The 9,798-nt window shown below is 34.3% G+C and carries 11 protein-coding genes; 9 read left to right on the plus strand and 2 right to left on the minus strand.

From position 1 onward, the window contains the following. Positions 1-21: 21 nt before the first annotated feature. The 8 genes from HUB95_RS02400 to HUB95_RS02435 all read left to right on the plus strand — a co-directional run bounded on the left by HUB95_RS02400 (position 22) and on the right by HUB95_RS02435 (position 6,546). Positions 22-1,089: a DNA-directed RNA polymerase subunit alpha gene (locus HUB95_RS02400; protein ID WP_012673178.1), complete on the plus strand. Its 1,068-nt coding sequence runs from the start codon at positions 22-24 to the stop codon at positions 1,087-1,089. Positions 1,090-1,096: 7 nt separating this feature from the next. After that, on the plus strand, positions 1,097-1,525 hold the full coding sequence (rplQ, locus tag HUB95_RS02405; protein ID WP_007550873.1) for a 50S ribosomal protein L17: 429 nt from the start codon (positions 1,097-1,099) through the stop codon (positions 1,523-1,525). A gap of 23 nt (positions 1,526-1,548) precedes the next feature. Further along, positions 1,549-1,899, plus strand: coding sequence for a YraN family protein (locus HUB95_RS02410; protein WP_012673177.1), 351 nt, complete (start codon positions 1,549-1,551; stop codon positions 1,897-1,899). Between the two features lie 41 nt (positions 1,900-1,940). Beyond that, positions 1,941-2,501: an ATP synthase F1 subunit delta gene (atpH, locus tag HUB95_RS02415; protein ID WP_010962742.1), complete on the plus strand. Its 561-nt coding sequence runs from the start codon at positions 1,941-1,943 to the stop codon at positions 2,499-2,501. Continuing rightward, positions 2,498-4,039, plus strand: a complete 1,542-nt coding sequence (atpA, locus tag HUB95_RS02420) for a F0F1 ATP synthase subunit alpha (protein WP_012673176.1) — start codon at positions 2,498-2,500, stop codon at positions 4,037-4,039. The genes atpH and atpA overlap by 4 nt, the downstream gene beginning before the upstream one ends. 9 nt (positions 4,040-4,048) lie before the next feature. Next, positions 4,049-4,543 carry a transcription elongation factor GreA gene (gene greA / locus HUB95_RS02425; protein ID WP_007549342.1) on the plus strand — a complete coding sequence of 165 codons (495 nt, stop codon included), beginning with the start codon at positions 4,049-4,051 and terminating at the stop codon, positions 4,541-4,543. Positions 4,544-4,549: 6 nt separating this feature from the next. Further along, entirely contained in the window at positions 4,550-5,194 is a 645-nt protein-coding gene (ribB, locus tag HUB95_RS02430; protein WP_007549343.1) for a 3,4-dihydroxy-2-butanone-4-phosphate synthase, read from the plus strand. Between the two features lie 71 nt (positions 5,195-5,265). Beyond that, entirely contained in the window at positions 5,266-6,546 is a 1,281-nt protein-coding gene (locus HUB95_RS02435; protein WP_209452497.1) for a M48 family metalloprotease, read from the plus strand. A 27-nt stretch (positions 6,547-6,573) separates the two neighbouring features. Here HUB95_RS02435 and HUB95_RS02440 read toward each other — a convergent pair whose 3' ends face one another. Beyond that, positions 6,574-6,909, minus strand: a complete 336-nt coding sequence (locus tag HUB95_RS02440) for a TrbC/VirB2 family protein (RefSeq protein ID WP_007550269.1) — start codon at positions 6,907-6,909, stop codon at positions 6,574-6,576. A gap of 95 nt (positions 6,910-7,004) precedes the next feature. Continuing rightward, complete coding sequence (fabG, locus tag HUB95_RS02445) at positions 7,005-7,739, minus strand: 3-oxoacyl-[acyl-carrier-protein] reductase (protein ID WP_015589136.1); 735 nt, start codon at positions 7,737-7,739, stop codon at positions 7,005-7,007. Between the two features lie 266 nt (positions 7,740-8,005). Here fabG and HUB95_RS02450 point away from each other — a divergent pair, with 266 nt between their 5' ends. Continuing rightward, positions 8,006-9,526: an HlyD family type I secretion periplasmic adaptor subunit gene (locus tag HUB95_RS02450; protein WP_174516815.1), complete on the plus strand. Its 1,521-nt coding sequence runs from the start codon at positions 8,006-8,008 to the stop codon at positions 9,524-9,526. The last annotated feature ends 272 nt before the right edge of the window (positions 9,527-9,798 follow it).

Here is a 9,798-nt window from a genome sequence, read left to right on the forward strand (position 1 = left end):
GATATTTGAAAAGGTTGTTTTATGTATTATAATAATGATGTTTCTCTCTGTAGCAATTTAGATAAATTGATTAAACCTAGTTCAGTTAAGGTAATATCAGATGATTCAAGTGAAAAAAGTGATATAGTGCTAGAACCGTTGGAAAGTGGTTTTGCTTTAACATTAGGTAATGCATTAAGACGTGTAATGTTATCTTCTCTTAAAGGTAGTGCTGTTTATGGAATAAAAATTGAAGGTGTAACTCATGAGTTCACTTCAATTCAAGGGGTGAGAGAAGACGTAACTGATATAGTATTAAATATGGGTATGTTGAGGTGTAAATTAAATGGTGCTTCTAATAAATGCTTAAATTTAAACGCTAAAGGGCCTTGCCAGGTATTAGCTGGGATGATAGAAACTGATGATCAATGCTCTATTGTTAATAAAGATTTGTTAATATGTACGCTGGGGCAAAATGTGGAGCTTAACATGACCATATATGTGGCTAGCGGAAAAGGTTATCTTCCTGTAACTAAATATAAAGAAAATGAACTTTTGAAGCTTATGAGTGAACAGGATTTAATTGGTTTTATTCCAGTTAATGCTTTGTATAGCCCTGTCAACAGGGTTTCGTACAGGGTAGAGAACAGTCGTGTTGGCCAAGTGACTGATAAGGATAAGCTGATATTGTCAATTGAAACTGATGGTACAATTTCTCCGAGTCAAGCTGTTGACTCTGCTGCAAGAATATTACAGGAGCAACTTCAGCCCTTTATTAGTTCTGATGTAAGTTATAAAAAATCGCAGGTTTCTTCGTCTAGTGGTGCTAAAGATTTGGGTTATGACCCTGTCTTATTGCGTAAGGTAGATGAAATGGAATTATCTGTCAGGTCTCATAACTGTCTGAAAAACGAAAACATCACTTATATAGGTGATCTTGTGCAAAAGACAGAAGGTGAAATGTTAAGAACTGCTAATTTTGGCAGAAAGTCTTTGAATGAGATTAAGGCAGTTTTGACTAATTTTGGCTTGTCTTTGGGTATGAATGTGCTAAACTGGCCACCTAAGGATATAGATGAGTTGGCTAAACAACATACTGATGAAGATTAGGTGATATATGAAACATGGAATAAAAAAACGTAAACTATCTCGTTGTACTGAACATAGATTATCGACGTTAAAGAATCTATCTATCTCATTAATTAACCATGAGCAGATTGTAACTACTTTACCAAAAGCTAAGGAACTTCGTCCATATGTCGAAAAGTTTATTACAATTGCTAAGAATAAGAATACTTTACATGGTAGAAGACTTTTGCTTTCACGCCTTCATAATAGTAAGTTAGCAGTTGATAAGTTATTAAACGTCTTAGCCAGCCGTTATCAAGATCGTAAAGGTGGGTATTCTAGAATAATAAAATTTAGCACTCGAAAGGGTGATTGCGCTTCAATGGCAGTGATAGAACTGGTTGATAGGGATATTGCAGCAAGAGGTAAGGTTTATAGTAAAAATAAAGAAGGAGGCAAAGTAGTTACACAAAGTTAATTGTTATCATAATTGTTCTTCTTGTGGTAAGTAGGTTACGCTACTTTGTAGGTTACTTTGGCGAGTTATTAGTTTTAGTATATTTAAAACTGAAATGGTATAATGTTATAAAACGCCGTTACCGTTGTAAGTTCGGTGAAATTGACTTAATTGTATCTAAAAAAAAGGAGCTGATTTTTATAGAAGTTAAAACAAGTTTACTTGGAAAAGAAATACCGATATCTCATCTTCAATGTCAGTCTATTATAAATTCTTCTAAGTATTTCTTAAGTAAAAACCTTAGTTTTTTAGATTATTCAGTCAGATATGATTTATATTTTCTTTCCTTAAAGAGAAGACCTGTTTATATAAAAAATGCTTGGATTGAAGAATGAAAGATTTGTAGCTGAATTAATTTAGATTTACTGGATTTAATATGAAAAAGACCCAATACAATAATTTAGTTTCATCTTACGCTAGAGTGCTATTTCATGTCTCAGGAAGCAGGTTAGGTATTATAAGGAAAGAAGTAGAATTTTTGTTGGCTTTTTTTAAGGATCAACGTGATGTTTTTGTGTACCTATCTCATCCTATGATTTCTTTTGCACACAAAAAAGAAGTGATGCTTTCTATAAATGAGCACTTGAGTGAGAATTTAGTAAAATTTATTATGGTTATATTTGCAAATAAACGCTCTAGTTTATTGATCCTTATATTAGAAAAATTCTTAAGTCTTGCAAGAGAAAATGAAAATGAATTCGAAATTACTATAAAGTCAGCAGAAACTTTAAAGGAATCTGATATAAAAATAATTACTGAATCTTTGAGCTTTCTTGGTAAAATAATAAAAGTAAGCAATGTGGTTGACCCTTCTATACTAGGTGGCTTCGTAGTTAGGTATGGTTTTAATTTGATCGATGCTTCGCTAAAAAGTTACTTGGATAGGTTAGTTGACTTAAGTAAAATGGAAATATTAAAAGTAAGGAATTTTGTATGAAGAACAGTATGAATGTTTCTGAGATAGCAAGTATAATAAGAGAAAAGGTTGAGACGTTTGATAATCCTATAAAGCGGGAAAATATAGGTGAAGTAATTTCAGTAACAGATGGTATCGCATTGGTTTATGGGCTGGAAAAAGCAAAATTCGGTGAAAAGGTATTTTTTGCAAGTGGTGTAGAAGGAATAGTTCTCGATTTAGATCATGATACGGCTGGAATAGTTGTGCTTGGTAATGACCGTGATGTGAAAGAAGGGGACGTTGTAAAATGTAGTGGTGATGTTGTGCAGGTGCCTGTAGGGCATGAATTGTTAGGGAGAGTTGTAAATGCGTTGGGCCATCCTATGGACGACGGTGGGGAAATTAGAGCCAAAAACAGAATGGATATAGAATCTAAAGCGCCAGGCATTATTGATCGTAAGTCTGTGCATGAGCCACTGCAAACAGGAATTAAAATTATAGATTTGCTAATTCCAATAGGTAGAGGGCAGCGTGAATTAATTATTGGTGATAGACAAATTGGTAAAACTACTATTGCGCTTGATACTATTATCAATCAGAAGAAGATTAACGATGAGGTAAACGAAAATCAAAAAGTTTACTGTGTTTATGTTGCTATTGGGCAAAAAATTTCAACAGTAGCAAAAGTGGTAAATAAGCTGAAAGAAAGCGGAGCATTAGAGTATACAACTGTAGTTGTGGCTAGTGCATCTGACTGCGCGCCTATGCAATTTTTAGCACCTTATGCTGGTTGCACTATTGGGGAATTTTTCCGTGACAATGGAATGCATTGTTTGATTATATATGATGATTTATCTAAGCATGCTGTGGCATATAGGCAGATGTCTTTATTGCTCAGACGTCCTCCTGGTCGTGAAGCTTACCCTGGAGATATATTCTATGTACATTCTCGCTTGCTTGAAAGAGCTGCTAAAATGTCTGATAAAAAAGGGCAGGGTTCTTTAACTGCTTTGCCAATTGTCGAAACTCAAGCTGGTGATGTATCTGCATATGTGCCAACAAATGTTATTTCAATTACCGATGGGCAGATCTTTCTTGAGTCTGAATTATTTTATAAAGGATTTCGACCTGCAGTAAATATAGGTTTGTCAGTTTCACGGGTTGGTTCTGCTGCACAACTAAAGTCTGTGAAGAAAGTTGCTGGTTCTATAAAGCTAAGCTTAGCTCAGTATAGAGAATTAGAAGATTTTGCAAAATTTGGTTCTGATCTTGATGCTAGTGTTCAATTATCCTTGAATAAGGGTAAATATCTTGTCGAGTTATTAAAGCAAAAACAACATTTACCTATGTCAATAGAAGAGCAAGTAGTGCTGATGTATATTTTTTCTAACCTATATAATCAGTTAAGTAAAATACAAATAAGTTACATTAATAAATTTGAACATGATCTTATTAATTATTTTCATACTGTACACCCTGGGGTTTTAAAAAAGTTGTCAAATGACATGAGTGATGATATAAAAGGTGATATTTTTAACATTGTGAGTAATTTCGTTACTCAATTTAATTGCGTTTAGGTGGTGATTATGGCTTCATCCATTATTAATAAATTTCCTATGACGAGGGAAGGTTTTGAGAATATGCAAGCCGAACTTGAAAAATTAAAGGAAGAAAAACCTTCTGTGATACAGGCTATTTCTGATGCTCGTGATCAAGGTGATTTGTCTGAAAACGCAGAGTATCATGCAGCACGGGAAAGGTTAGGTTTTATTGAAGGCCGTATAATGGAGATAGAAAGTAAGCTCTCACATGCGGAAGTAATAGAAGTAAAAAATTTGTCTGGTGATTCAGTAATGTTTGGTGCAACTGTGACATTAAGCATGTTAAGTGATAATAACGGTGAAGTGGAATATGTTTATAAGGTTGTAGGCGAATATGAAGCTGATGTTTCAAAGCAGTTAATATCTACTAGTTCACCACTTGGGAGTGCCTTAATCGGCAAAAAAGTCGGTGAATATGTGGAAGTGACAGTGCCAAATGGAGAGAAATTGTATAAAATAGTTAAGATTGAATTTAAGTAAATTATTATGGTACAGGCCACTTATGCTTCAATGAGTCTACCAGGTATTTCTTCTGTGGAAGATGTATTAGAGGATGCTCGTTCCGGTAAATTATTCATTTTAGTTGATGATGAAAATAGAGAAAATGAAGGCGATTTGATTGTCTTAGCTGAGAAAATAAAGCCGGAACATATGGCTTTTATGGTTAGGTACGGTACAGGGGTTGTTTGCTTAGCAATGACTAAATTTCACATGAAAAGGTTGGGCCTTAATTTCATGGAAAAGAAAAATATTGGTGAAAATCATACCGCATTTACTACATCAATTGATGCACGTTATGGCATTACAACCGGTGTTTCAGCAGAGGATAGAACGAAAACTATACATGCTGCTATCAACAAGGATGGTACTCAGGATGACATCATAACTCCAGGTCATGTTTTTCCTGTAATTGCACATAAAGGTGGGGTGGCACAACGTGCTGGTCATACTGAAGCGAGTGTTGAAATGGCGAAGTTAGTAGGGTTTGATCATTCAGCAGTTATTTGTGAATTAGTGAATGATGATGGCTCTATGATGCGCTTACCTCAGTTACTTAAATTTGCTGAACAACATAAAATTAAGTTAACTACCATCGACAAACTTATCAGTTACGTTAAAAATTTAAACTAGCGTTTATAAATTTGTATAATTTAAGTGTTAAAATATAGGATTTCTATAAATTATACAAGCACAGAATTTTCATGTTTAGAGTTGCTAAGTTTTTGACCTTATTGTTCTTTTTTGCATATTGTAATAATGCTTACTCTATTAACATTATTAGAGATAGTGAAGTGGAAGCAATAGTGAAAGAGCTAGCGCAACCTTTATTTTCTGCTGCGGATATTGATCATGAGCAAATAAAAGTTTTTATAATTAATGACAATTCGATTAATGCTTTTGTAATTAACAATAACAGTATTTTCATTCATTTAGGACTTTTACAATATTCGGCTAAACCTTATGTCCTGCTTGGTATATTAGCACATGAGATTGCTCACATATCTGCTGGTCATATATTGCAAATGAGTAGTGCTATGGGTTATTTTCAATCGATAGCAATGATTAGTTATATGGTAGGATTAGTTTCTAGTATTATCATTAACCCTCAGGTTGCTGGTGCAATTTTGCTTAGTGGTGTAGCGTTTAGTTCAAGGCTATTTTTTAACTATTCTCAAGAGCAAGAAAGTGTAGCAGATAGCTATGCTTTAAGGTATCTTGATGAATCTGGCTATGATAATTCAGGTATGAAAGAGATTTTTGATTATTTTAAAAGTATTGAGCATGAGAACACCGAGGAATATTTCCGCACTCACCCACTTAGTGAGAAACGCATATTTGCTGTACAAAATTATAAGGTTAAAAACAACGTAAAACCAATTTTTGCGGATAAGTTACTAAAGTTTGAGCGTGTGGTTGCAAAGCTAGACTCTTTCTTTGCTCCTATTCATGTGTTATCTAATAAATATGAAGATAATTCTGAGTATGTAAATGCTATAGTTTGCTATAGGCAAGGAAAGATAGAAGAGGCTATTGCTAAAGTTAACTCATTGATTCAAGAATCACACAGTGATCAATACCTATATGAATTAAAAGCAGAAATGCTATACAAGGCCGGAAATTTAAGTGAAGCAATAAAAATGTATGAGGAATCGCTTAGGTATTTATCTGAGAAAAACAGTTATTTAGTGAAACTTGCATTATCTCATACTTTATTATTACACGGTGATGCAAAAAAGGCGATTTTTTACCTGGAGCAGATTTTGAATGTAGAACCAAATAACGCTTTTGTCTGGAAATATTTAAGCATTGCATATAAATGTGAAGCTGATACGGCAATGCATTATTTTGCCTTGACAAAAAAGGCTTGTATTGAAGGTGATTTAAAGCAATTTATGAAATACGCTGAGTTAGCTGTTAAAACTCTACCAAAAGATAGCCCTTATTTGTTGCAAGTTGAAGATATGAAGCGGTTTAATGGATAACAAAAAAGCATTTCTGCACTTTTTGGATTATTTTTGTCCACACTTTTCCAACATAGTTTTTGCTTCATCGCTTACGTTGGGCATAATTTTCGTTATGATAGTTTTAGCGCCAAAAAATACACCACAGAACATGCCAAGAGCAAAGAGGGCTGGCCACGGCATCCTGCCAAATATTGCAAGCAAAGCTGCACCAATTATTACTACCGTCATAAGTGGACCGCCTATCCCCCAAACATAACCAATAATATTGCATATTACTTTAGTTGTGTCATCCATATCAACACCAGGGTTATCTGCATAACCTGAGAAAGAGAAAAGCAATACTACACACAAAACACCAAAAAATCCTATTATAGAGCTCATTTTTTTGCCTCTAAATAATAAATTAACGCAAACCTAAACCTACACATATTTTTATTTTAAAGTAAAAATTATAATTTGTCCATACATAAGTGTTGCTACATAAATAACCCACCATTAATGTTAAGCACATGCCCTGTTATATATTTTGCTTCATCACTTGCTAAAAACAAGACCCCTGCTGCTATTTCTTCCCCTGTTCCCATTCTTTTCATTGGAATATTATCTAATATTTTTCCCTTTTGTCCTTCATTTAAAACTTCAGTCATTTTAGTATCTATAAACCCAGGAGCAATACAATTTACTGTTATATTACGACTTGCAACTTCTTTTGCTATGGATTTGCTCATAGCTATTATTCCAGCTTTAGACGCCGCATAATTTGCTTGCCCGGCGTTTCCTGTCAGCCCTATTATTGAGGAAATATTTATAATTCTTCCCCAATTATTCTTAATTAGTTTTCTGCATGCTTCTCTACTCAGCTTAAATGTAGAGCTCAAGTTAATATCAATTACTTTCTGCCATGCTTCATCTGTCATTCTCAATAATAAACTGTCTCGCGTAATACCCGCATTGCATACGAGCCCGTCAAAGCCTTCCATCAGCTCACTTGCTCTATTTATTAGTTGATTTACTTCCTCAGCATTTGATAAATCACAAGGGAGTACATGCATGTTTTTTTCATATTGTTTAGCAACTTCTTCGAGCACTTCTTTTTTTGTGCCAGAAATACATAAAGTTGCTCCGGCTTTGTGCATAATTTTTACAATTGCTTGCCCTATTCCGCCTGATGCGCCAGTAATCAGGAACTTTCTGCTTTCCAATTTAAGCATAATAACTTTATATTATCTTAATTCCTAACAGAATATTGACTAGTTGGCAATAGATTTCTTACATAATATAAGTAACTCAGATATTCACAAAATAAAGAAAAAGTTATAATAAAGTTAAACGTCAAAAAATTTTAAAAACATAGTTGATGCAGGAATTGTTACTAAATAGTTTATTCTGGTGCTCTACAGTCTAAATGGAATGCTTAAATTATAGATTCTTTGTTTTTGTGTGTTATCTTGAGTTAACACAAATTCACAGTAGTATTATGATAAGTAAGTTAAAAAAGCTTAGCGCTGGATTTTCTTTGACAGGCTTGATTGGCCATGGTGATAATATAAATATGCAAGGAGCAAAAAATAAAAAGAAGAAGTACCCAAAATTTTTGGATAAGACGTTTGCATTGATTGATGCAGTGATAAATTTTATTTTAAAACGCGAAAGTAATAACGTAAATGAAGTCCTGAAAGTAACGTGGGGACCACTATTTTTTGGTCTGGTAGTAATACTCATCTTTTTTGGGATAGGTGGTATTTGGTCGGCTATAGCTCCAATTGACGGTGCGGTGCATGCAAGTGGAGAAGTTATTGTATCTTCAAATAGAAAAATAGTTCAACACTTGGGCGGAGGAATAATAAGCAAAATTTTAGTAAAAGAGGGTCAAGCAGTTAAAAAAGATGAGCCTCTAGTTTTGTTGAGTGATGTTAACGAGAAGGCGAATTTAAGTATCATCAAAGAGAAGCTATTATCATTTTTAGCAACAGAAGCAAGGCTTCTTGCAATCAGAGTAGATTTGGACACGCTCGAGTTTCCTGATGAGGTTAAAAAATTATCTCACGATGAACTTGTAAATAAAGCGATAAAGAATCAAGTAAAGTTGTTCAACTCTCAGAGAAAGAGCATATTGGGAAAAACAGACATACTGCAACAACGTATAAAGCAGTTAAATGATGAATTAGCGGGGCTAAACTTTCAACTAAATGCAGCTCATAAGCAATATGACTTGATAACTGAGGAGTTGGAAACAAAAAGACAATTACTTGATAGTGGCCATATAAGCAAACCACACATTTTAGCTTTAGAAAAGCAGTTTGCTGAAATTGAAGGCAGAGTTGGACATTACCGTTCTGCAATATCTCAAGTGCAGCAAAAAATTGGAGAGAACGAATTAGAAATTATAAACGTGAGAAATGATTCTCAAGAAAGAGCAAACGCTGAACTTAAGGAAGTTAGTACGTCTATTGCAGACTTGAAAGAGAGACTGATGGTTGCTGAAGATTCATTAGCACGTACAATAATTAAATCGCCTCAAGATGGGATAGTCACAGATATAAGATACCATACTGAAGGTGGTGTTATACAATCTGGAGTTCCGATCATGAGCGTAGTGCCATCGGATGATGACCTAATAATAGATGCTAAAATTCAGACCAGAAACATAGAAGAGATACTGTCAGCACAAAAGAAAGATAGCAACATAGTCTCTATTGATGGGCTAGAAGGGCTAAAGGTTAAAGTTCGTTTAAGTGCTTACAGTGCACGTCGTTTAAGTTTAATTAATGGTATAGTAAGCAATATTTCTCCCGATGCCCTTGATGATCCAAGGCTAGGGCGTTATTATTCAGTACGTGTAGTGATACCAAAACCAGAGCTTGCTCAGTTTAAAAACGTATACCTATACCCTGGTATGCCAGCAGAAGTGTACATAGTTACTCAATCTCGTACTCTTTTATCATTCTTGTTTACGCCTATAATTGCAACAGTCGATAGGTCTTTTATAGAAAGGTAGCTCACTCGTTAAAGTAGTAGTGAAAGTGCCGTAATAAAATTTAGGTACATAATTAGACAATAGGCTTCTTGACCTTACCCAGAAAAAGTGGAGAGAAAGAAAGGAGTTTTTTCGGGTAAAATAAAATTTTGGAGGATTAGAAATGGCAAGAGAATATAAGGCAGAATTCAAATTGGAAGCTGTTAAGCTGACAAATGAACAAAGAAAGGTAGGTCAACCAGTTGCAAAAGTAGCAAGAGATCTAGGAATAAGGGATAGTGTATTAGGAAAAT

It is taken from the genome of Wolbachia endosymbiont of Ceratosolen solmsi (assembly GCF_017869155.1).
Taxonomy (GTDB): Bacteria; Pseudomonadota; Alphaproteobacteria; order Rickettsiales; family Anaplasmataceae; genus Wolbachia; species Wolbachia pipientis.

Bases quoted from the DNA above. Each gene is read 5' to 3' on its own strand.
- HUB95_RS02400 (WP_012673178.1), top strand. From the start codon at position 22: ATGTATTATAATAATGATGTTTCTCTCTGTAGCAATTTAGATAAATTG.
- rplQ (WP_007550873.1), top strand. From the start codon at position 1,097: ATGAAACATGGAATAAAAAAACGTAAACTATCTCGTTGTACTGAACAT.
- atpH (WP_010962742.1), top strand. From the start codon at position 1,941: ATGAAAAAGACCCAATACAATAATTTAGTTTCATCTTACGCTAGAGTG.
- atpA (WP_012673176.1), top strand. From the start codon at position 2,498: ATGAAGAACAGTATGAATGTTTCTGAGATAGCAAGTATAATAAGAGAA.
- greA (WP_007549342.1), top strand. From the start codon at position 4,049: ATGGCTTCATCCATTATTAATAAATTTCCTATGACGAGGGAAGGTTTT.
- ribB (WP_007549343.1), top strand. From the start codon at position 4,550: ATGGTACAGGCCACTTATGCTTCAATGAGTCTACCAGGTATTTCTTCT.
- HUB95_RS02435 (WP_209452497.1), top strand. From the start codon at position 5,266: ATGTTTAGAGTTGCTAAGTTTTTGACCTTATTGTTCTTTTTTGCATAT.
- HUB95_RS02440 (WP_007550269.1), bottom strand. From the start codon at position 6,909: ATGAGCTCTATAATAGGATTTTTTGGTGTTTTGTGTGTAGTATTGCTT.
- fabG (WP_015589136.1), bottom strand. From the start codon at position 7,739: ATGCTTAAATTGGAAAGCAGAAAGTTCCTGATTACTGGCGCATCAGGC.
- HUB95_RS02450 (WP_174516815.1), top strand. From the start codon at position 8,006: ATGATAAGTAAGTTAAAAAAGCTTAGCGCTGGATTTTCTTTGACAGGC.